Source organism: Salinarimonas sp. (assembly GCF_046292825.1).
Lineage (GTDB): Bacteria > Pseudomonadota > Alphaproteobacteria > Rhizobiales > Beijerinckiaceae > Salinarimonas.
Genome location: NZ_JBKBQG010000034.1, coordinates 1 through 20,265, shown reverse-complemented (window position 1 = coordinate 20,265; position 20,265 = coordinate 1). Strand labels below are relative to the sequence as shown.

Sequence of the window (20,265 nt, the reverse complement as noted above, 5' to 3'; positions counted from 1 at the left end):
GGCGCTCGCTCACACGCTGCCGACGGTGCGCAGCCGCACGCGAGGGTGGATCTCGGCCTGGCTGATCACGGGCGTCTCGCGGCGGAAGCGCTCGATGATCGAGCGCACGAAGGGACGCGCCTGGGCGGAGGTGACGAGGACCGGCATCTCGCCCATCCGCGCCGCGTCCTCGAAGCGGTCGCGCACGGAATTGACGAATTCGGACAGCTTCGAGGGCTGCATCGCGAGCTGGCGCTCGTCGCCCTGGCCGACGATCGCCTCGAGGAAGGCGCCCTCCCAGGCGGGGGAGAGCGTCACGATGGGCAATTGCCCGTTCGGCGCCTGGTACTGCGCGCAGATCTGCCGGGCGAGGCGCTGGCGCACGTGCTCGACGATGTCGCGCGGATTGCGCGTCGCGCCCACCACCTCGGACGCGCCCTCGAGGATCGTCCCGAGATCGCGGATCGAGACGCGCTCGGCGAGGAGGAGCTGGAGCACGCGCTGGATGCCGGTCGCGGTGATCTGCGAGGGGACCATCTCCTTGACGAGATCGGCGTGCTCCTTGGGCAGGTCGCGCAGGAGCTTCTGCACCTCGATATGGGAGAGGAGCTCGCCCATATTCGCCTTGATCACCTCGGTGAGATGGGTCGAGAGCACGGTCGCGGCGTCGACCACGGTGTAGCCGCGCGCCTGGGCCTCCTCGCGCAGGCCCGCGTCGATCCAGGTGGCGGGCAGGCCGAAGGTCGGCTCGAGCAGGTGCTGGCCGGGGAGCTGCACCTGGCCGCCCATCGGGTCGATCGCCATCATCTGGTTGGGGAAGACGACGCCGCGCCCGGCCTCGATCTCCTTGACGCGGATGACGTAGGCATTGGCGTCGAGCTGGACGTTGTCGAGGATGCGCACGCTCGGCATCACGAAGCCGAGCTCGGCCGCGAGCGTCCGGCGCAGGGCCTTGATCTGCTCGGTGAGGCGGTCGCCGGCGCCGCCGCCGGCGCCGTTGACGAGCGGCAGGAGCGCATAGCCGATCTCGATCTTGACCTCGTCGATCTTGAGCATCTCCGAGATCGGCGGCTCGGCATCCGCGGCCTCGCCGCCCTCGGCGCCGCCGCTCGCCGCGCGCTCCGCCTCCTCCCTCGTCTTCGCATCGGCGAGCTTGCCGAAATGGCGGGCGAGGAGCGCCGCGCCGATGGCGAGCCCGAGGAAGGGCACCATCGGGATGCCCGGCAGGAGCGCGAGCGCGGCCATCACCAGGGCCGACATGCCGAGCGCCTTGGGGTAATGGACGAGCTGGCGCCCGAGCGCCTTGTCGGCGGCGCCTTTCACGCCCGCCTTCGAGACGAGGAGGCCCGCCGCGGTCGAGACGATCAAAGCGGGGATCTGCGAGACGAGGCCGTCGCCGACGGTCAGCAGCGTGTAGGAGGTCGCCGCGTCGCCGAAGCCCATGCCCATCTGCGCGACGCCGATGACGATGCCGCCGACGACGTTGATCAGCGTGATCAGCAGGCCCGCGATCGCGTCGCCGCGGACGAATTTCGAGGCGCCGTCCATGGCGCCGAAGAAGGAGCTCTCGTCCTCGAGCTTGGTGCGCCGACGCTTGGCCTCCTTCTCGTCGATGATGCCGGCGGAGAGGTCGGCGTCGATCGCCATCTGCTTGCCGGGCATGGCGTCGAGCGTGAAGCGCGCGGCGACCTCGGCGATGCGGCCCGAGCCCTTCGTGATGACGACGAAATTGACGAGGACCAGGATCGCGAAGACGACGACGCCGATGACGAAATTGCCGCCCATCACGAAGGCGCCGAAGGCCTCGATGACGTAGCCCGCCGCGTCCGTGCCCTCGTGGCCGTGGCTGAGGATCAGCCGGGTCGAGGCGAGGTTGAGCGACAACCGCAACATCGTCGCGATGAGGAGCACGGTCGGGAAGGAGGAGAACTCGAGCGGCTCTTCGATGAACAGGGCCGTCATCAGGATGAGGACGGAGAAGATGATCGAGACCGCGAGCAGGAGATCGAGCAGCAGCGGCGGCATCGGGAAGACGAGCACCACGAGGATGCCCATCATGCCGAGCGCGAGGAACAGATCGGTGCGCTGCGTCAGACGCGCGAGCCCGCCCCGCATGCCGCCGGCCGGCGCACCAACGCTCCCCCCCGCCTCCGCCATCGCCCGCCACGCCCCGCTTCTCGCCGCACCGGGCAATTCTTGCCGGGGGCATGGTTAGCGAAGGGTTAAGATCGGGTTCGAGGCGCCGGTGGGCGACGGGCCGAGCCGTCGCCCACCGGCTTCGCGCTAGATGCGGCCGAGCAGGAGCAGGATCAGGAGGATGACGACGATGAGGCCGATGATGCCGCTCGGGGCGTAGCCCCAGCTGCGGCTGTGGCCCCATGTCGGCAGGGCGCCGAGCGCGGCGAGGACCAGGATGATGAGGAGAATCGTCAGAATGTCCATGAACGCCTTCCCGTGACTGTACCTGCGGCAGGATTGCCGCACCTCGTCACAGGAACGCTGTCCGCCGAATGGCGGTTCCGAAGCGTCACTCGAGCCGAATCAGCACGGAAAAGCCGCCGTCCGGGGTCGCCTCGAGGATCTCCGCGCGGCAGGCGAGGCCGCGATCCGCATTCGCGGCCGCATTCGGCCAGGAAAAAGAACCCGACAGGGTCGTGCGGGTCCGCGAGATGATCACCGCGCAGCGCCGGCCCTGCGCGTCCGCATAGGCGAAGCGCCCGCCCGCCGCGCTCGGGAAGGGGCTCGCGATGGAAAAGGGGCCGACGCGGCTGCCCGGCGCGATCTCGGCGGGCAATGCCGGGACGGCGGTGCCGATGAGGTCGGCGCCCGGCGAGAGCCGCATCGGGCCCGCCGTCGCGTTCTCGATCGCGACGCGCGCCACCGGTTTGGCGACCGCCGCGTCCGCGAGGAGGAGGAGGCAGAGGGCGAGCGCGCAGGCGCTCAGGTGCGCTCGGTCTCGACCCATTTGTGCACCACCGGCGGGGTATAGGTGGCGAAGGCGTCGAGCAGCGCATCGGGCGCGGCCGCCACCATCAGCATGCGCCGATGGCCCTCGCGCAGGAAGCCCTCGTCCACGACATGGTCGAGGAAGGCCTCGAGCTTGCCGTAGAACCCGTTGACGTCGAGCAGGCCGCAGGGCTTCGCGTGGCTGCCGAGCTGCGCCCAGGTCCAGACCTCGAACAGCTCCTCGAGCGTGCCGACGCCCCCCGGCAGCGCGACGAAGCCGTCGGAGAGCTCGGCCATCTTGGCCTTGCGGGCGTGCATCGAGGGGACGACGTGCTGCTCGGTCAGCCCCGGATGGGCGATCTCCTTCGCCACGAGCATCTCGGGAATGACGCCGATCGCCTCCCCGCCGGCCGCCAGCACCGTGTCGGCGACGACGCCCATCAGCCCGACGCTCGCCCCGCCATAGACGAGGCCGATGCGCCGGCGCGCGAGCGTCTGCCCGAGCGCGATCGCCGCCTCGCGATAGGCGGGGCTCCGGCCCGGATTCGATCCGCAGAACACGCAGATGCGACGCATGGGATTTCCCTTCGTGCCTTTCGAGCGCCGACGCTAGGCGCGATTCGGTAAAGAAATGCGGTGCTACCCGATTTTTCGCGCCGATGCAGGTCCGACGCGCTTCGTTTCCTTCCCCTCAGGGGCGACGCGTTTCCCACATCGAGGCGCCGCCCTTCTCCTTCCCCTCAGGGGAAGGTGGCCCGGCGGCGAAGCCGACGGGTCGGATGGGGTTATTCGCGCCGAAGGCGCGAAGGGGCGTCGTCCTAGAGCGCCTTACGTGCGGAGAAGCCCAACGGCCCTTCGACCCTTCGGGTCGAAAGACCCCCTCCGTCGGCGACCCCTGTTCGGGGTCGGAGCCACCTTCCCCTGAGGGGAAGGAGAGCGGAGGCGCCTCGTCACTCTCACGCGGCGGTGAACACCACGAAGCTCTCCGCGAGCGCGATCGCGCGCGCCTCACGTGCCGCGCGGCTTGGCGCGGGTGGTGGGGGCGGCGCGGGCGGGGTCGTCGGGCCAGAGGTGTTTGGGGTAGCGCCCGCGCATCTCGGAGCGCACTTCGCCCCAAGAACCGCGCCAGAAGCCGGGGAGGTCCTTCGTGATCTGGATCGGGCGATGCGCCGGCGAGAGCAATTCGACGACGAGCGGCAGGCGCCCGCCCGCGAGGCTCGGATGCGCGTCGAGGCCGTAGAGCTCCTGCACGCGGATGGAAATCGCCGGCGCCTCGCCGTCGTAATCGACCGCGACGCGCGAGCCCGTCGGCGCGGTCCAGTGGGTGGGCGCTTCCGCATCGAGCCTGCGGGCGAGGTCGTAGGGGAGGAGCGTGCGCAGGCCCTCGGCGACGTCGCCGGGCGCGATTTCGGAGAGCGCCGACTTTCCCGTCAGCATCGGCGCGAGCCAATCCTCGATGGACGCGGCGAGCGCCGCATCGGAGACGTTCGGCCAGATCTCCCCCTGCGCGGCGCGCAGGAAGGCGATGCGGCGGCGCAGCTGCGTGCTCGCGGCCGACCAGGGCAGCGCGTCGATGCCGAGCCCGGCGATCCCGCGCGCGAGGAGGGCGGGGGTGCGCTCGTCGCGGGCGGCCGACAAGGGGCGCTCGGAGAGGACGAGATGGCCGAGCCGCCGCACCGCCCGCCCGCGCACCGCCTTGGCCTTCGCGTCGAAGGCGATCTCCTCGCGCGCCGCGATGCGCTCGGAGAACAGCTCCTCGATCTCCTCCGGCGACAAAGCGGCGGCGGCGAGAACGCGCGCGGCGCCCGCCGTGCCCGCGATCTCGGCCACCGCGAGGAAGGGCTCGCGGGCGAGCGCGAGATGCGGCTCGAGCGCCGCGCCGCGGCCGTTGGCGAGCACGATCTCGCCGGGCTTGCCGCGCGCCTTGGCGATGCGGTCGGGGAAGGCCAAAGCGACGAGGGCGCCGACGGAGAGGCTCCTCTCGCCCGCGACGCGCTCCTCCGACGCCGCGCGCTCGGCCCAGGCGCGCGCGAGCCGGCGCATGTCCTCCGCCCGCCCGCCGCGCTCGCGCGTGAACCGGTCGAGCCGCGCGGCGAGGTCGACGTCGTCGCCGCCGAGCCCGCGCTCGACGAGGAGCGCCGCGACGCGTGCCGCCCGCTCCGCCTCGCCCATCCCGGCCGCGCGGATCGTCATCGCGGAAAGCCGCGGGGGCAGCGGCAGCGCGCCGAGATGGGTGCCGAGCGCGGTGAGCCGCCCGTCCGCGTCGAGCGCGCCGATCTCCGACAGGAGCGCCCGCGCCTCCGCGAGCGCCGGCGCGGGCGGTGGATCGAGGAAGGGCAGGGCGGTCGGGTCGGCGACGCCCCAGGCCGCGCAATCGAGGAGGAGGCCCGACAGGTCCGCCGCCAGGATTTCGGGCCGCGAGAAGGGCTCGAGCGCCCCCGTCGCCGCTTCCTCCCAGAGGCGATAGCACACGCCCGGCTCCGTGCGGCCGGCGCGGCCGCGGCGCTGGTCCGCTGAGGCGCGCGAGACGCGAACCGTCGCGAGCCGGGTGAGCCCCGAGGCCGGCTCGTAGACCGGCACGCGCGAGAGCCCGCCGTCGATCACCACCCGCACGCCCTCGATCGTCAGCGAGGTCTCGGCGATGGCGCTCGCGAGCACCACCTTGCGGCGCCCGGGCGGCGCGGGCGCGATCGCCTCGTCCTGTTCGCGCCGGTCGAGGGCGCCGTAGAGCGGCGCGAGGATCACCGCCGGGTCGCGCACCCGCTCCGCGAGGAGCGCATGCGCGCGCCGGATCTCGCCCTGGCCCGGCAGGAAGACGAGCACGGAGCCCGTCTCCTCCGCGAGCGCGAGGCCGACCGCGCGCGCGACCGCCTCCTCGACCCGCTCGTCCGGCCGGCGCGGCAGATGGCGCGTCTCGACGGGATAAGCGCGGCCCTCCGAGCGCACGACCGGGCAATCGCCGAGGAGCGCGGAGAAGCGCGCGCCGTCGAGCGTCGCCGACATCGCGAGAATGCGCAGGTCCTCGCGCAGGCCCGATTGCGCGTCCCGCGCGAGCGCGAGGCCGAGATCGGCGTCGAGCGAGCGCTCGTGGATCTCGTCGAAGAGCACCGCCGCGACGCCCTCCAGCATCGGATCGGCGAGGATCATGCGCGTGAACACGCCCTCGGTGACGACCTCGATGCGGGTCTTGGCCGAGACGCGCGTCTCCATCCGCACGCGCAAGCCCACCGTCTCGCCGACGCGCTCGCCAAGCGTCTTCGCCATGCGCTCGGCGGCGGCGCGGGCGGCGAGGCGGCGGGGCTCGAGCACGACGATCTTGCCGTCCCCGCGCCACGCGGCGTCGAGGAGCGCGAGCGGCACGCGCGTCGTCTTGCCTGCGCCCGGCGGCGCGACGAGCACGGCGGCGTTGCCCGCGTCGAGCGCGGCGGCGAGCGCCGGGAGCGCCTCGTCGATGGGGAGCTTCGTGTCGAAAATCATGGGCGCGCCGCATGCGTTGCCCGACGCTCTTCGCAAAGCGCGCGCGCGATCGCAAGCGTCGCGTTCGCGCGGCCGATATGCTACATTCCCGGTCGTAGTGGAGGAGCCCATGCGTGGTCCGCGCGGAACGGGAGGGGTCGGGCGCGTCGGCCCGGTCGCGCCGACGCGGGACGGCGGGCGGCGCGCCGAGGACGAGCGCGAATCCGCGCGCCTGTTCCAGGCGGCGCTGCGACGCGAATACATCGCGCACCATACGGGCGGCGGCGAGACGCGTCGGCGCGACGTCGCGGTCGGCTTCGACGAGCGGGTGATCGTCTCGGGCGAGCGCGCCGACGAGGCGCTCGCGGCGCTCGAGCGGCTCGCGCGCCACTCGCCGACCTTCCGCGGCGTGCTTGAGGCGTCCTTCGCGCAGGCCGACACGCTCTGGGTCGTGATCGGCCGCGGCAACGGTTTCTCGCGCGCGACGATCGGGGCGGGGGACGAGAAGGTCGTGATCAACCTCGACCAGGGCGACCTCGTCGACCTCCTCATCCACGAATGCGGCCACGCGCTCGCCAAGCTCGACGACGGCCCGCTCGGCGGCTTCGGCGCCAACCAGCGCTTCCAGGCGCAGGTCAAGCGCGAGATGGACATGGCCCAGGGCGGCGTGAAGCCCTACGGCACCGAGGTCCGCCCAGAGCCGCGCTCGCGCGGGGAGGGGTGACACCTAAAAGGGCGGCGCCCCCCCCTCCGCTCACCCCTTGCGGGCGAGCTTGTCGAGTTCCTCCTTCGACGGGGCGAGCTTGTCGCTGCGCAGGCCCGTCTTGTGGCGCTCGACGAAATCCTCCGTCTCCGGCGGGGTGGCGCGCTCGGCGGGCATCGTCTGGCGCTGGTTCGTGACGGCCTCCGCGTCGTTGCCTTGGAGGCTGTTCTTGCCCATGCGCTGATTGCCGATCTCGTCCTCGCGCATGATCTCTTCCGGCGTATCGCCCACCCCCTGCACGCCCCGCGTGGTGTCGTTGCCCATTCCGTGTCCGGCCTTCGCCATGACGCTCTCCTTCGGTTTCGGGTCTCGCCGGGGCAACGAACGGGGCGGCGCGGGGTTCGCGCGTAAAGCCCGCGGAACCGAGGCGCGAGCGTCGCGGTTGGCGCGGGGGAGGGCGGCTCATGACCGTATCGATCATCGCGCGTTGCGCGCGTTCCGGGCAGTTCGGGGTCGCCGCAGCGACGGCGGTGCCGGCGGTGGGCAAGCTCCTCACCCATGCCGCCCCGCGGATCGGCGCGATCGCGACGCAGGCGCGGCTCAACCCCTATCTCGGCATCGACGGGCTCGCGCTCTTGCGCGAGGGCCTGTCCGCCCACGAGGTGCTCGAGCGCCTGCGCGCGCGCGATCCGCGCATCGAGGCCCGCCAGGTCGCCGTGATCGACGCCGCCGGTCGCACCGCGGCGCATACGGGCGCGGAGAACCTCGATTACGCCGAGCACCGCGCGCTCGACGGATTCTCCGTCCAGGGCAACCGTCTCGTCGGTCCGGCGGTGCTCGACGCGATGATCGAGACCTTCCTCGCGCGTGCGGAGGTCGATCTCGCCGAGCGCTTCATCGAGACGCTCGAGGCCGCCGCGGAGGCGGGGGGCGACCGCGAGGGCGAGCGCTCGGCGACGATCTACGTCATGGCGGACGAGGAATACCCGCTCTGGGACATCCGCGTCGACGAGGCCGACGACCCGATCGCGGAGCTGCGCCGCCTGCACGACGTCTTCGCCCGCGAGCTCCTCCCCGAGATCTGCCGCATGCCGAGCCGCGCCGATCCCGGCGGCGCCGCCGACGAATGGGACGTGTGATCGGCGGGTCGGCTTGGACTTCGTGAATATTCCCCGCTGGTGTCATCCCGGACGCCGAAGGCGATCCGGGACCCAGACCCACGACGCTTCGGTCGCAGCCTATAGGCTGCGTTTCTCCGACGATCGATGCTGCGAGGGTGCAGCGCGAGCGCGGCATGCGCGCTCGGACTTGTCGTCGGAGCGTATGGGTCCCGGGTCCGCTTCGCGGCCCGGGATGACACCAACCCGTCGATCTTCGACCTGTCAGCGGATCGGCAGGGCGACGCCGCTCTTCACCGTCTCGCTCGGCACGTCCGTCTTGACGTTGCGGATGCCGTTCGTCGCGGTGAGATGGGTCGATTGGAAGCGGCGATAGGCGTCGAGATCCTCCACGACGACCCTCAGGAGCGCATCGCTGTCGCCGAGCATGATGTGGCACTCGACGATCTCCGGCAGGCGGCGCATGGCGGCGACGAAACGGTCGATCGTCTCGGCGTCCTGGGCGGTGAGCCAGATCCGCGCGAAGAGCGTAAAGCGCAGGCCCACCGTCGCCGGATCGACGAGGGCGGCGTAGCCCCGCACGATGCCGGCCTCCTCCAGCCGCCGCACCCGGCGCAGGCAGGGAGAGGGCGAGAGGCCGACGCGGCGCGCGAGCTCGACGTTCTGCACCCGCCCGTCCGCCTGCAGCTCGCGCAGGATGCGCTTGTCGATCTCGTCGATGAGGGGCGCCATCGCGTGCTCCGTTGCAGGGGTCCTACGCTATCAGATTGCTCCGCCGCGCCATGCCACGCAATCTTCGCAACCCGATTGCGCCCGCCGCGCCGTAGCATGGCCGCAGGGTGAGGGCCGTCAGTCCCGAAAACCGGAGATCGAATCATGGATGCGAGCTGGCTCGCGGCGACGACGGCCTTCGCCGTGGCCATGGCGGCGACGCCGGGGCCGAACAATGCGCTCGTCACGGCGGCCGGCGCCACTTGGGGTTTTCGCAAGACGCTGCCGCTGATGGCGGGGATCGGGATCGGGGTGGCGGGTGCGATGCTCGTCGTCGCGCTCGCGGGAACCGCTTTCGTCGCCGATCCGCGCGTTCAGGGCGTCGTGCGCTTCGCGGGGCTCGCCTATCTCCTCTACCTCGCCTGGCGCATCGCCACCGCGACGCCGCGCGTGCCGAGCGCGGTGGAGGAGAGTGGCGAGCGTGATGACGCGCGTCCGCCGCGGCTCCTCGCGGGCGTGCTGTTCCAGGTCGTCAACCCGAAGCTCTGGGCGATGGCGGCGGGCGCGGTCGCGACCTACGGCACGGCCGCGAACCTCGATCCGCTCGCGCTCGGGAGCGTGTTCGCGCTCGTCTTCGGCGCGGCGACGCTCGCGAGCGTGGCGGCCTGGACGCTCGTCGGGATCGGCGTCGCGCGCGCGATCCGGACGGAGCGCGGCATCCGGTGGTTCAACCGCGCGATGGCGGCGCTGCTCGTCGCCTCGCTGGTGCCCCTGTTCTCGTGACGAAGCGTCGAGAAAGGGGCCTTGACCTTGCCCCGGTGGGAAGGTGCATGTCCGCTGCCTCAGCGAATTCGGGAGGACCATCATGAAGACGATCGTCGCCACGCTCGCCGCAACGCTCCTCGTGGGCGCCGTCGGCCTCGCCGCCGCGCAGCACGCCGGCCACGGCGACCACGGGGCGCACGGCCATGCCGCCCACGGACACGCGGCCGCCGCCTCGGACAACCCCGTGATCCGCGCCTATCAGGAGGCGAACGAGCTGATGCATCGCGACATGGGCATCGCGTTCACGGGAGACGCCGACGTCGATTTCATGCGCGCCATGATCCCCCACCACGAGGGTGCGGTCGCGATGGCGCGCATCGTGCTCGAACACGGCACCGACCCGGAGGTCCGCGCCCTCGCGGAGGAGGTCATTGCGGCGCAGGAAGCCGAGATCGCCCAGATGCGCGACTGGCTCGCGCGCCACGGGCACTGATCGACCTGTCGGCCGATTGACCGAGATCAAACCGGAAAACCCGCGGGCGTGCGAGCATGTCGTCCATGAAGCCGCTTTCGAGCACCTCCGGCCGCCTGGCCCGCGCCCTCTCGGCGCTGGTCGCGCTGGCGCTGCTCGTGGCGCTCGCGGGTCCGGGGCTCGGGATCGCCGGCGCTCACGTGGGGGCTGGCCACCACGTCCATCGTCACGTGGCATCGGACGTCGCGTCGGAGGCGGCGTTCGGCGACGAGCTTAGCGCGAGCGCCCACGACCACGAATGCTGCCGGCCGGCGGATTCGAGCCTGCCCTGCATCGGCGGGTGTCTCGTCGCCTGCGGCCTCTTCGCCGGCGCCTCCGCCTCCGACCTGCTGCTCGACCATGTCGACCTCTGGCGCGCGCCGTCGGGCACGCGGCCCATCGACGCCGAGCCGGATCTCGCGACGCCTCCTCCCAAGGTCCTCGGCTGACATCGGTCCCGCCGCGAGCGCGGGGCCTGAGCTTGCCGACGATCTTCGAGAGGACACTTCCATGAACACGCGTCTCGTCGCGCTCGCCTTCTGTGCGAGCCTCCTGTCCACGTCACTTCCGTCCACGTCCGCCATCGCCCAGATGCCGGGCCACGACGCCCACCATCCTGCGCCGCCGGCCGGCGAGCAGGCGCAGCCCGCGCCGGCCCCGGGTGCGATGGGTCCCGGCATGATGGGGCAAGGCATGATGCGCTGCCCGATGATGCAGGGGATGCCCATGCAAGGGATGCCCATGCAGGGCATGCCGATGCAGGGCCATTCCGGACCCGCCGGCGATCAGAGCGTCGCGTCCCTCGCCCTCAATGCGGTGAACGAGAAGATGCACCGCGAGATGGCGATCGCCTTCACGGGCGACGCCGATGTCGACTTCGCCCGCGCCATGATCGCCCACCATCGCGGTGCGGTCGACATGGCCCGCATCGTCCTCGCCTTCGGCACCGACGAGCGCATCCGCGAGCTCGCCAATGCCGTCGTGGAGGCGCAGGAGGACGAGATCCGGATGATGGAGGATTGGCTCGCCGAGCGCGACGCCCGCTGAGCCGATCGCCGACGCCGCCGGAGGGTGCGCGCGCGTGCGCCCTCCGGCTCTTTGACGCGACGCCGAAAAGGCGCCCTGCGCGCGAGGAGACGAGCCATGAACCGACGCTTCTTCCTGATCGGCGCCGCCGCGCTCGGCGCCGCCGCGATCGTCTCCACACGCGCCGCCGCGCGGCCGACATCGTCGTCTACAAGGACCCCTTCTGCGGCTGCTGCGGAGCGTGGATCGACCATGTCCGCGCCGCCGGATTCCCCGTCGAGGCGCACGACCGCTCCGACATGGACCGCGTCAAGGCCGGCTTGGGCGTGCCGGACGACCTCGTCTCCTGCCACACCGCGCTCGTCGACGGCTACGTGCTGGAAGGCCACGTGCCGGCGGGCGCGCTCGAGCGCCTCCTCGCGCAACGGCCGGCGGCGACGGGGCTCGCCGTTCCCGCCATGCCGATCGGCTCGCCGGGGATGGAGATTCCCGACGCCGATCCGGACACCTACGAGGTCGTCCTGTTCGGACCCGACACGCGGCGCCGCTTCGCGCGCTATCGGGGCCACGATCTCCTCGACGAGTGAGGGGACCCGGCCATGCATCATCAAGACATGACGACCGGCTGGGCGTGGGGTGGGATGGGGCTCGTCTGGATCCTCGTCCTCGTTCTCCTCGGTCTGGCGATCGCCGCCCTCGTCAAATACCTGCGCACGTGAGGGGACAGATGGCACCGCATCACGCGAACGACGACCATGGTCGGCGCGCGGCGAGCGCCGAGCCGCACGGTCACGACAAGCATGCCGGCCACAGCGTCGAGATGTTCCGGCGCAAGTTCTGGCTCTCGCTCCTCCTGACGATCCCGGCGCTCGTCTGGGAGCCGATGCTCCAGGACTGGTTCGGCTACGCCGCGCCGCGATTCCCGGGCTCCGACGCGATCCCCGCGATCTTCGGCACGGCCGTGTTCGTCTATGGCGGGTGGGTCTTTCTGAAGGGCGCCGCGGGCGAGCTCGCGGATCGCCGCCCCGGCATGATGACGCTCGTCTCCCTCGCGATCTCGGTCGCCTTCCTCTACAGCCTCGCGGTCGTCGCGGGCTTCGATGGGCACGCTCTGTGGTGGGAGCTCGCGAGCCTCGTCACCATCATGCTCCTCGGCCATTGGATCGAGATGCGCTCGATCGACCAGGCCCGCGGCGCCCTGCGCGAGCTCGCCCGGCTCCTGCCCGACGAGGCGATCCGCATCCTCGACGGCGATCGCACGGAGAAGGTGCCGCTCGACGCGCTCGCCGCGGGCGATCTCGTCCTCGTCCGCCCCGGCGCGAGCATTCCCGCGGACGGCGTCGTCCGCGCCGGGCGCAGCAGCGTCGACGAGGCGCTGATCACCGGGGAATCGAAGCCCGTCGCAAAGAGCGTCGGCGACGAGGTCGTCGCCGGGACCGTCAACGGGCAAGGCTCGCTGCGGGTCGAGGTGGTCGGGACCGGGGAGCGGACGGCGCTCGCGGGGATCATGCGGCTCGTCTCGCAGGCCCAGTCCTCGCGCTCGCGGGCCCAGGCGCTCGCCGATCGCGCCGCCTTCTTCCTGACCCTCGTCGCGATCGGCGCGGGTCTCGTGACGCTCGTCGCCTGGCTCGGCTTCGGCGCGAGCCTCGACTACACGATCACGCGGGTGGTCACCGTCCTCGTCATCGCCTGCCCGCATGCGCTCGGCCTCGCAGTCCCCCTCGTCGTCGCGATCTCGACGACGATCGGCGCGCGCAACGGCCTCCTCGTGCGCGATCGGCGCGGATTGGAGGAAGCGCGCCTCCTCGACGTCGTCGTCTTCGACAAGACCGGGACCCTCACGCTCGGCGAACATCGCGTGGTGGAGACGGCGATGGCCGACGCCGGGCTCGACGAGGCGCAAGCCCTGCGGCTCGCGGCGGCGGTGGAGCGCGATTCCGAGCATCCGATCGCCCGCGCCCTCATGACGAGCGCCCACGAGCGCGGCCTCGACGTGCCGGTCTCGGACGATTTCCGATCGGTGGCGGGAGAGGGCGTCGAGGCGCGGGTCGAGGGCCGTCGCCTGCGCGTCGGCGGGCCTGCTCTCCTCGAGCGGGCCGGCCTCACGCCGCCGGCCGCGGTCGCGCAGGCCGCGGAGGCGTTCGGGCGCGCCGGGCAGGCGGCGATCTACCTCCTCGACGAGGAGCGCGTCCTCGCCGCCTTCGCCGTCGCCGATGCGGTGCGTCCGGAATCGCGCGAGGCGATCGAGCGGCTGCACGCGGCCGGCATCGAGGTCGCGATGCTCACGGGCGATTCGCGCGCCGTGGCCGAGAGCGTCGCGGCCAAGCTCGGCATCGACACGGTCCTCGCGCAGGTGCTGCCGCAGGACAAGGCGGAGCGGATCCGCGCGCTGCAGCGCCAAGGCAAGCGGGTGGCGATGGTCGGCGACGGCGTCAACGACGCCCCGGCTTTGGTCAGCGCGGATGTCGGCATCGCGATCGGCGCAGGCACCGACGTCGCGGTCGAAGCCGGCGACGTCGTCCTCGTGCGCAGCGACCCGCGCGACGTGGCCCGCATCGTCGCGCTCAGCCGCGCGACCTATCGCAAGATGGTCCAGAACCTGTGGTGGGCGGCGGGCTACAACATCGTGGCGATCCCGCTCGCCGCCGGGGCCCTCGCCTTCGCCGGCATCGTGCTGGCACCGGCGGTCGGCGCGGTGCTGATGTCGGCGAGCACGGTGATCGTCGCGATCAACGCGCAGCTCCTGCGGCGGCAACGACTTTAAGCCGCGACGAGCAGGGGGAGCTCGGCCGAAAAAAAAGCCGCCCACGAGGGGCGGCCTTGAAGTCTAGGGAGGAAACGCCCAAGGAGGGCAGGCGGGGCGGCGACGACGTCGCTGCACCGCACACACGATATGTAGGCCTCTCCTTGGGAAAAGGAAAGGCGAAAAGGACAGCATGGTTGCCTCTTTTTTGCTCGGCCTCGTTTTAAACGGTTCAGCCTCGTCCGCGCCACGATCGTGCCCACCTGTCGCCGCCGTCGCCTGCTCGAAGACGAGCCGCGCGGCCCCCGCGATTCGGCCCCACACCAGCGATCACGATCCCATGCACGCGAACGATCTCGACACCCCCACCCGCGACCGCGATCCCGCGCTCGGCGCGGTCGAGGCGACCCTGCGCGACATCCGGTCGCTGATCGGCGAACTCGAAGCGGGAGACACCCGTCGGGCGCGCCGGATGGTCGCGTCTGCCCATATTCGCGCCACGCTCACGCGAATGGCACGCTCCGGTGCCGGCTCCGAGGGCCCGCGTGCGGGCGAGAGGGCGCGACTCGCCGGCGCATGACGCCGGACGCCGCGCGTTTCGCACTTTACTGTGCGCGAAAACCCGTGCGACCTTGGCGTATGGCGGGGGGGCGTCCATCCCCCGCCCCGCAACAGGGGTATTGCATGAAGAAGACCATGATCGCCCTTCTGGGGGCCTCCGCGCTCGCGCTCGCGGCGGCGGCGCCGGCACTCGCTCAGGACGTCCGTCCGGCCATCGTCTACGATCTCGGCGGCAAGTTCGACCGCTCGTTCAACGAGGGCGTCTTCAACGGCGCCGAACGCTTCAAGGCCGAGACCGGCGTCGAGTTCCGCGATTTCGAGCCGCAGAACGACGCCCAGCGCGAGCAGGCGCTGCGCCGCTTCGCCCGCGACGGCTTCTCGCCGATCCTCGGCGTCGGCTTCGCCCATCGCTCGGCGATCGAGCGCGTCGCGGCCGAGTTCCCCGAGACCCAGTTCGCCATCATCGACAGCGTCGTCGACCTGCCGAACGTCGCCTCCTACGTCTTCAAGGAGCACGAGGGCTCCTATCTCGTCGGCATGATCGCGGCGATGGCGTCGGAGAGCGACGTGCTCGGCTTCGTCGGCGGCATGGACATCCCCCTCATCCGCCGCTTCGCCTGCGGCTACGCGCAGGGCGTGAAGGCGGTCGCCGAGGACGCGCGCGTCATCATCAACATGACGGGCACCACGGGCGCGGCCTGGAACGACCCCGTGCGCGGCGGCGAGCTCGCCCGCGCGCAGATCGAGCAGGGCGCGGACGTCGTCTACCACGCGGCGGGCGGCACCGGCATCGGCGTGCTGCGCGCGGCGGCGGACGCCGGCAAGCTCGGCATCGGCGTCGATTCGAACCAGAACGGCCTGCATCCGGGCTCGGTCCTCACCTCGATGCTCAAGCGCGTCGACAACGCCACCGAGCAGCTGTTCACGGCCGCCATGAACGGCGAGTTCGAGGCGGGCGTGCAGGTGCTCGGTCTCGCCGAGGGCGGCGTCGGCTGGGCGCTCGACGAGCACAACGAGGCGCTCATCACCGAGGAGATGCGCACCCGCGTCGCCGAGGCCGAGGAGGCGATCAAGTCGGGCGAGATCGTCGTGCACGACTACATGTCGGACAATTCCTGCCCGGCCGTGTCGATGTGACCGGCCCCCGAGCGTGAGCCTGCGTACCGATCCATGACAGCCCCCGCCATCGAGCTCGTCGGCATCGACAAACGCTTCGGCGCGGTCCACGCCAACAAGGCCGTGGACCTGCGCGTCGAGGCCGGGACCATTCACGGGATCGTGGGGGAGAACGGGGCGGGGAAATCGACGCTGATGTCGATCCTCTACGGCTTCTACGAGGCCGACGAGGGCGAGATCCGCGTGCGCGGCGCGCCGATCCGCATCCGCTCCTCGGCGGATGCGATCGCGGCCGGGATCGGGATGGTCCATCAGCATTTCATGCTGGTGGACACGCTCTCCGTCGTCGAGAACGTGATGCTCGGCGCGGAGGGCGGGCGCATGCTCGCGGGCGGCGAGGCGAAGGTGCGCGCGGAGCTCGCCCGCCTCGCGCGCGATTTCGGCCTCGCGATCGACCCCGACGCGCTGGTGGAGGACCTCTCGGTCGGCCTCCAGCAGCGCGTCGAGATCATCAAGGCGCTCTATCGCGGCGCCGAGATCCTCATTCTCGACGAGCCCACCGCCGTGCTCACGCCGCACGAGGCGGAGGGCCTGTTCGAGCTCCTGCGCGCGCTCAAGGCGCAGGGCAAGACGGTGGTGCTGATCACCCACAAGCTCCACGAGATCATGGCGGCGACGGACCGCGTCTCGGTGATGCGCCGGGGCGAGATGGTCGCCCATCTCGAAACCGCCCGCACCTCTCCCCCCGAGATCGCCGAGGCGATGGTGGGGCGGCGCGTGCTCCTCCATGTCGAGAAGGGCGCGGCGGCGCCGGGCGCGCCGGTCCTCTCCGTGCGCGAGCTCTCGGTCGCCGACGGGCTCGGCGTCATGCGGGTGATCGACGCGAGCTTCGACGTGCGCGCGGGCGAGATCGTCGGCATCGCGGGCGTCGCCGGCAACGGCCAGAGCGAATTGCTCGAGGCGCTCGCGGGCATGCGCCCGATCGCCCACGGCACGATCGCGCTCGACGGGCGCGTGCTCGAGCCCCACGAGCGCGAGCCGCACGCTCTGCGCAAGCGCGGCCTCCTGCACGTGCCGGAGGACCGCATCCGCACCGGCCTCGTCGCGACCTTCGAGGCCTTCGAGAGCGCGGCGCTCGGCTTCATCGACGATCCCACCTATGGGAGCGGCCCGGTTCTGTCGCACGGGCGCATGATCGCCGACACCGCCGCCAAGATGCAGACCTACGACGTGCGCCCGCCCGCGCCGCGCCTGAAGACCGCGAATTTCTCCGGCGGCAACCAGCAGAAGATCGTGCTCGCCCGCGAGATCGAGCGCGGCCCGCGCGTGCTCCTCGTCGGCCAGCCGACGCGCGGGGTCGACATCGGCGCGATCGAGTTCATCCACCGCCGCCTGATCGCCCTGCGCGACCAGGGGGTCGCGATCCTGCTCGTCTCGGTCGAGCTCGACGAGATCATGAGCCTGTCCGACCGCATCCTCGCGATGTGCGGCGGCAAGATCACCGGCGAGCGGCGGCCGGCGGAGACCGATGCAGGCGAGCTCGGCCTCCTGATGGCGGGAGTGTCGTCGTGAGCCACGATCCGCGCCTGACCTTCGCGCGCCCGGACCTCGCCGACGTCGCGCTCGAAGGCCGCGTCGAGGCGCAGCGCTTCGCCGAGCCGGTTCTGCGCCGGGTGATCGCGCCTCTCGCCGACCTGCGCCGCGCGCCGCGCCTCGATTCCGGCATCGACACGCAGGCGCTGATGGGCGAGGCGGTGCGCGTGCTCGAGGAGGACGCGGAGGGTTTCGCCTTCGTCCAGCTCGCGCGCGATTCCTATGTCGGCTACCTGCCGAGCGCGGCGCTCGGGGCGGCCGAGCCCGTGCCGACGCACCGCGTGAGCGCGATCCGCACCTTCCTCTATCCCGGTCCGTCGCTGAAACTGCCGATTGCGGGCTATCTGTCCTTCGGCGCGCGCGTCGCGGTCTCCGGCTGGAGCGGGGATTATGCCGAGGTGCCCGGCGCCGGCTTCGTCCACGGCGCCCATCTCGCGCCCGCCGACAGCATCGAGCCCGATTTCGTCGCCCTGGCCGAGCGCTTCATGGAAACGCCCTATCTCTGGGGCGGCAAGTCCTCCCTCGGGATCGACTGCTCGGGCCTCGTCCAGATCGCGCTCCAGGGCGCCGGTCGCGAGGCTCCGCGCGATTCGGACATGCAGGCGGGAAGCCTCGGGGCGGCGATCCCGATCGAGGAGGGCAGGGGGGCGCCGCGGCGCGGCGATCTCGTCTTCTGGAGCGGCCATGTCGGCCTCCTCCTCGACGAGAGCACGCTTCTGCACGCGAACGGCCACCACATGAAGGTCGCCGCCGAGCCGCTCGAGGGCGCCATCGCGCGCATCGCCGCGAAGTCGTTCGGCGCGGTCACCGGGTGGCGGCGGATCGTGGATTGAGGGGAGGGCCATGCGCCGGCTCCTCGACCCGCTCCTCGCGCTCCTCGGCATCGCCGCGATCGCACTCTCGCTCATCGGCCTCGCGGAGGCGACGCGCGGGGTCGGCTATGCGCCGCTCACCATCGCGGGCACGCCGGCGCGGGTCTATCGCGCACCGCTGACGCAGCCGGGGCCGGCGGTGGTGATCGCCCACGGCTTCGCCGGCTCGCAACAGTTGATGGGCGCCTTCGCGACGACGCTCGCGCGGGCGGGCTATATCGCGGTCACCTTCGATTTCGCCGGCCACGGCGCCAACCCGACCCCGCTCGGCGGCTCGGTCGACGATCTCGAGGGCGCGACGCGCGTGCTCGTCGAGGAGACGCGGCGCGTCGCGGAGGTCGCCCGCGCTCTCGGCGACGGGCGGCTCGCGATCCTCGGCCATTCCATGGCCTCCGACATCGTGGTGCGCACCGCCCAGGAGGTCGACGACATCGCCGCGACGATCGCCGTGTCGATGTTCTCCCCCGCCGTGACCGCGCAGACGCCCGCCAATCTCCTCGTGATCGCGGGCGAATGGGAGGGGCGGCTGCGCGAGGAGGCTTTGCGCGCCGTCGCGCTCGCTCTGCCGGAGGGCGAGGTCGCGCGCGAGGGCGTCACCTACGGCGATTTCGCCGAGGGCACCGCGCGCCGCGCGGTCTTCGCCTCCAATGTCGAGCATGTCGGCGTGCTCTTCAGCGCGGTCACGCTCGCCGAGACCCGCGCCTGGCTCGACGCCGCCTTCGGCAGGGCAAGCCCGCCCGATGCGCATCTCGACGGGCGCGGACCTTTCGTCGTGCTCCTCCTCCTCGGCAGCGTGCTCCTCGCCCGCCCGCTCTCGCGGCTCCTGCCGGCGGTCGTGCCGATGCAAGCCGGGGGCGGGCTGCCGTGGCGCTTCTTCTGGATCGTGCTCGTCGTGCCGTTGGTGGTGACGCCGGTCGTCCTCACCTTCGTCCCCACGCAGATCCTGCCGGTTCTGGTGGCGGACTACCTCGTCGCCCATTTCGCGCTCTACGGCATCCTCACCGCCCTGTCGCTCGTCCTCGCGCGCCGGCTTTCGGGGATCGCGCCCTGCGCCCCGCGGATCGCCTTCGGCCCCTTCGCGCTCGCGAGCCTCGCGGCGATCGCCTATTTCGCGCTCGCCTTCGCCGCCCCGATCGACCTCTTCCTCACCGCCTTCGCGCCCGTGCCGCACCGGGTGCCGCTCATCGCCGCGATCCTGATCGGCACGGGCTCGTTCTTCCTCGCCGATGCCTGGGCGACGCACGGGCCGAACGCGGCGCGCGGAGCCTATCCGGCGACGAAGGCGGCGATTCTCGTCTCGCTCGGGATCGCGGTCGCGCTCGATTTCGAGCGGCTTTTGTTCCTCCTGATCATCGTGCCGGTGGTCATCGCCTTCATGATCGTCTTCGGCGCGGTCGGCGCCGTCCTCGGCCGCGCCACCCGCCACCCGGCGGTGCCGGGGCTGCTCAACGCCCTCGTCTTCGCCTACGCCCTCGGCGCGACCTTCCCGCTGCTCTCGGGGCGGTGAGGGGATCCGAGCCAGGCATCGCGATCTGCGCATGTGACCGAGAAGACGCCGCCCTTCTCCTTCCCCTCAGGGGAAGGTGGCCCGGCGGCGGAGCCGACGGGTCGGATGGGGTCATTCGCCGCGCGAGCGGCGAAGGGGCGTCGTCGTAGTGCTCCTTACGTACGGCGGCTCCCGACGCCCCTTCGACCCTTCGGGTCGAAAGACCCCATCCGTCTCCGACCCCTGCTCGGGGTCGGAGCCACCTTCCCCTGAGGGGAAGGAAAGGGGGCGTCGTGTCCGTCCGCACACATCGTGACCTGCGCATCGAACCGAGATCGAAAGGCGCCGCCGCTCTCCTTCCCCTCAGGGGAAGGTGGCCCGGCGGCGAAGCCGACGGGTCGGATGGGGTTTTTCGCCGCGCGAGCGGCGAAGGGGCGTCGTCGTAGTGCTCCTTACGTACGGCGGCTCCCAACGCCCCTTCGACCCTTCGGGTCGAAAGACCCCATCCGTCTCCGGACGCCGTGCGCGTCCGGAGCCACCTTCCCCTGAGGGGAAGGTAAAGGGGGCGTCGTGTCCGTCCGCACACATCGTGACCTGCGCATCGAACCGAGATCGAAAGGCGCCGCCGCTCTCCTTCCCCTCAGGGGAAGGTGGCCCGGCGGCGAAGCCGACGGGTCGG

General features: G+C 71.7%; 20 protein-coding genes. 13 read left to right on the top strand and 7 right to left on the bottom strand.

What is annotated here, in order from left to right; all coding sequences use genetic code 11:
• Window positions 1–9: 9 nt before the first annotated feature.
• The 5 genes from flhA to hrpB form a co-directional block, all read right to left on the bottom strand.
• A complete protein-coding gene (gene flhA, locus ACK4UM_RS15260; protein ID WP_409800694.1) occupies window positions 10–2,136 on the bottom strand; it encodes a flagellar biosynthesis protein FlhA in 2,127 nt (708 codons plus the stop codon).
• A gap of 126 nt (window positions 2,137–2,262) precedes the next feature.
• Window positions 2,263–2,421: a DUF3309 family protein gene (locus ACK4UM_RS15255; RefSeq protein ID WP_409800692.1), complete on the bottom strand. Its 159-nt coding sequence runs from the start codon at window positions 2,419–2,421 to the stop codon at window positions 2,263–2,265.
• A gap of 85 nt (window positions 2,422–2,506) precedes the next feature.
• Window positions 2,507–2,944: a hypothetical protein gene (locus tag ACK4UM_RS15250; protein ID WP_409800690.1), complete on the bottom strand. Its 438-nt coding sequence runs from the start codon at window positions 2,942–2,944 to the stop codon at window positions 2,507–2,509.
• On the bottom strand, window positions 2,920–3,501 hold the full coding sequence (locus tag ACK4UM_RS15245) for a TIGR00730 family Rossman fold protein (RefSeq protein ID WP_409800688.1): 582 nt from the start codon (window positions 3,499–3,501) through the stop codon (window positions 2,920–2,922). Before ACK4UM_RS15245 ends, ACK4UM_RS15250 begins: the two co-directional genes overlap by 25 nt.
• 432 nt (window positions 3,502–3,933) lie before the next feature.
• The gene (gene hrpB, locus ACK4UM_RS15240; protein WP_409800686.1) at window positions 3,934–6,402 is read right to left on the bottom strand and encodes an ATP-dependent helicase HrpB; all 2,469 of its coding nucleotides are present in this window, start codon (window positions 6,400–6,402) and stop codon (window positions 3,934–3,936) included.
• 109 nt (window positions 6,403–6,511) lie between these two features.
• Here hrpB and ACK4UM_RS15235 point away from each other — a divergent pair, with 109 nt between their 5' ends.
• Complete coding sequence (locus tag ACK4UM_RS15235; RefSeq protein WP_409800684.1) at window positions 6,512–7,105, top strand: hypothetical protein; 594 nt, start codon at window positions 6,512–6,514, stop codon at window positions 7,103–7,105.
• 30 nt (window positions 7,106–7,135) lie between these two features.
• On the opposite strand, the gene ACK4UM_RS15230 is transcribed toward ACK4UM_RS15235, so the two are convergent.
• On the bottom strand, window positions 7,136–7,429 hold the full coding sequence (locus ACK4UM_RS15230; protein WP_409800683.1) for a hypothetical protein: 294 nt from the start codon (window positions 7,427–7,429) through the stop codon (window positions 7,136–7,138).
• Window positions 7,430–7,548: 119 nt separating this feature from the next.
• Between ACK4UM_RS15230 and ACK4UM_RS15225 the strand changes: the two genes are divergently transcribed.
• Window positions 7,549–8,223, top strand: a complete 675-nt coding sequence (locus ACK4UM_RS15225; RefSeq protein ID WP_409800681.1) for a DUF1028 domain-containing protein — start codon at window positions 7,549–7,551, stop codon at window positions 8,221–8,223.
• Window positions 8,224–8,466: 243 nt separating this feature from the next.
• On the opposite strand, the gene ACK4UM_RS15220 is transcribed toward ACK4UM_RS15225, so the two are convergent.
• Entirely contained in the window at window positions 8,467–8,934 is a 468-nt protein-coding gene (locus ACK4UM_RS15220) for an Lrp/AsnC family transcriptional regulator (protein ID WP_409800679.1), read from the bottom strand.
• Between the two features lie 144 nt (window positions 8,935–9,078).
• Between ACK4UM_RS15220 and ACK4UM_RS15215 the strand changes: the two genes are divergently transcribed.
• The 11 genes from ACK4UM_RS15215 (at window position 9,079) to ACK4UM_RS15165 (ending at window position 19,607) form a co-directional block, all read left to right on the top strand.
• Window positions 9,079–9,696, top strand: coding sequence for a LysE family translocator (locus ACK4UM_RS15215; protein ID WP_409800677.1), 618 nt, complete (start codon window positions 9,079–9,081; stop codon window positions 9,694–9,696).
• Between the two features lie 82 nt (window positions 9,697–9,778).
• On the top strand, window positions 9,779–10,171 hold the full coding sequence (locus ACK4UM_RS15210; RefSeq protein WP_409800675.1) for a DUF305 domain-containing protein: 393 nt from the start codon (window positions 9,779–9,781) through the stop codon (window positions 10,169–10,171).
• Window positions 10,172–10,236: 65 nt separating this feature from the next.
• Window positions 10,237–10,638, top strand: a complete 402-nt coding sequence (locus ACK4UM_RS15205) for a hypothetical protein (protein WP_409800674.1) — start codon at window positions 10,237–10,239, stop codon at window positions 10,636–10,638.
• A gap of 61 nt (window positions 10,639–10,699) precedes the next feature.
• Entirely contained in the window at window positions 10,700–11,236 is a 537-nt protein-coding gene (locus ACK4UM_RS15200) for a DUF305 domain-containing protein (protein ID WP_409800672.1), read from the top strand.
• A gap of 278 nt (window positions 11,237–11,514) precedes the next feature.
• Window positions 11,515–11,802 (top strand): DUF411 domain-containing protein, encoded by a 288-nt coding sequence (locus ACK4UM_RS15195; protein ID WP_409800670.1) that lies wholly within the window; start codon window positions 11,515–11,517, stop codon window positions 11,800–11,802.
• A 140-nt stretch (window positions 11,803–11,942) separates the two neighbouring features.
• Window positions 11,943–13,979 carry a copper-translocating P-type ATPase gene (locus ACK4UM_RS15190; RefSeq protein WP_409800668.1) on the top strand — a complete coding sequence of 679 codons (2,037 nt, stop codon included), beginning with the start codon at window positions 11,943–11,945 and terminating at the stop codon, window positions 13,977–13,979.
• 172 nt (window positions 13,980–14,151) lie between these two features.
• Window positions 14,152–14,538: a hypothetical protein gene (locus ACK4UM_RS15185; RefSeq protein ID WP_409800666.1), complete on the top strand. Its 387-nt coding sequence runs from the start codon at window positions 14,152–14,154 to the stop codon at window positions 14,536–14,538.
• Window positions 14,539–14,642: 104 nt separating this feature from the next.
• Entirely contained in the window at window positions 14,643–15,656 is a 1,014-nt protein-coding gene (locus tag ACK4UM_RS15180) for a BMP family protein (RefSeq protein ID WP_409800664.1), read from the top strand.
• Window positions 15,657–15,689: 33 nt separating this feature from the next.
• A complete protein-coding gene (locus ACK4UM_RS15175; RefSeq protein WP_409800662.1) occupies window positions 15,690–17,207 on the top strand; it encodes an ABC transporter ATP-binding protein in 1,518 nt (505 codons plus the stop codon).
• Window positions 17,204–18,061: a C40 family peptidase gene (locus ACK4UM_RS15170; RefSeq protein WP_409800660.1), complete on the top strand. Its 858-nt coding sequence runs from the start codon at window positions 17,204–17,206 to the stop codon at window positions 18,059–18,061. The genes ACK4UM_RS15175 and ACK4UM_RS15170 overlap by 4 nt, the downstream gene beginning before the upstream one ends.
• A gap of 10 nt (window positions 18,062–18,071) precedes the next feature.
• On the top strand, window positions 18,072–19,607 hold the full coding sequence (locus ACK4UM_RS15165) for an alpha/beta hydrolase (RefSeq protein ID WP_409800658.1): 1,536 nt from the start codon (window positions 18,072–18,074) through the stop codon (window positions 19,605–19,607).
• Window positions 19,608–20,265 lie beyond the last annotated feature (658 nt).

What these genes read in the sequence shown, in the direction of transcription:
- ACK4UM_RS15195 (WP_409800670.1), top strand. Translation starts at nt 11,515, where the DNA reads ATGGACCGCGTCAAGGCCGGCTTGGGCGTGCCGGACGACCTCGTCTCC.
- ACK4UM_RS15210 (WP_409800675.1), top strand. Translation starts at nt 9,779, where the DNA reads ATGAAGACGATCGTCGCCACGCTCGCCGCAACGCTCCTCGTGGGCGCC.
- ACK4UM_RS15200 (WP_409800672.1), top strand. Translation starts at nt 10,700, where the DNA reads ATGAACACGCGTCTCGTCGCGCTCGCCTTCTGTGCGAGCCTCCTGTCC.
- ACK4UM_RS15230 (WP_409800683.1), bottom strand. Translation starts at nt 7,429, where the DNA reads ATGGCGAAGGCCGGACACGGAATGGGCAACGACACCACGCGGGGCGTG.
- ACK4UM_RS15245 (WP_409800688.1), bottom strand. Translation starts at nt 3,501, where the DNA reads ATGCGTCGCATCTGCGTGTTCTGCGGATCGAATCCGGGCCGGAGCCCC.
- ACK4UM_RS15235 (WP_409800684.1), top strand. Translation starts at nt 6,512, where the DNA reads ATGCGTGGTCCGCGCGGAACGGGAGGGGTCGGGCGCGTCGGCCCGGTC.
- hrpB (WP_409800686.1), bottom strand. Translation starts at nt 6,402, where the DNA reads ATGATTTTCGACACGAAGCTCCCCATCGACGAGGCGCTCCCGGCGCTC.
- flhA (WP_409800694.1), bottom strand. Translation starts at nt 2,136, where the DNA reads ATGGCGGAGGCGGGGGGGAGCGTTGGTGCGCCGGCCGGCGGCATGCGG.
- ACK4UM_RS15205 (WP_409800674.1), top strand. Translation starts at nt 10,237, where the DNA reads ATGAAGCCGCTTTCGAGCACCTCCGGCCGCCTGGCCCGCGCCCTCTCG.
- ACK4UM_RS15215 (WP_409800677.1), top strand. Translation starts at nt 9,079, where the DNA reads ATGGATGCGAGCTGGCTCGCGGCGACGACGGCCTTCGCCGTGGCCATG.
- ACK4UM_RS15190 (WP_409800668.1), top strand. Translation starts at nt 11,943, where the DNA reads ATGGCACCGCATCACGCGAACGACGACCATGGTCGGCGCGCGGCGAGC.
- ACK4UM_RS15250 (WP_409800690.1), bottom strand. Translation starts at nt 2,944, where the DNA reads ATGGGTCGAGACCGAGCGCACCTGAGCGCCTGCGCGCTCGCCCTCTGC.
- ACK4UM_RS15165 (WP_409800658.1), top strand. Translation starts at nt 18,072, where the DNA reads ATGCGCCGGCTCCTCGACCCGCTCCTCGCGCTCCTCGGCATCGCCGCG.
- ACK4UM_RS15225 (WP_409800681.1), top strand. Translation starts at nt 7,549, where the DNA reads ATGACCGTATCGATCATCGCGCGTTGCGCGCGTTCCGGGCAGTTCGGG.
- ACK4UM_RS15185 (WP_409800666.1), top strand. Translation starts at nt 14,152, where the DNA reads ATGGTTGCCTCTTTTTTGCTCGGCCTCGTTTTAAACGGTTCAGCCTCG.
- ACK4UM_RS15220 (WP_409800679.1), bottom strand. Translation starts at nt 8,934, where the DNA reads ATGGCGCCCCTCATCGACGAGATCGACAAGCGCATCCTGCGCGAGCTG.
- ACK4UM_RS15175 (WP_409800662.1), top strand. Translation starts at nt 15,690, where the DNA reads ATGACAGCCCCCGCCATCGAGCTCGTCGGCATCGACAAACGCTTCGGC.
- ACK4UM_RS15180 (WP_409800664.1), top strand. Translation starts at nt 14,643, where the DNA reads ATGAAGAAGACCATGATCGCCCTTCTGGGGGCCTCCGCGCTCGCGCTC.
- ACK4UM_RS15255 (WP_409800692.1), bottom strand. Translation starts at nt 2,421, where the DNA reads ATGGACATTCTGACGATTCTCCTCATCATCCTGGTCCTCGCCGCGCTC.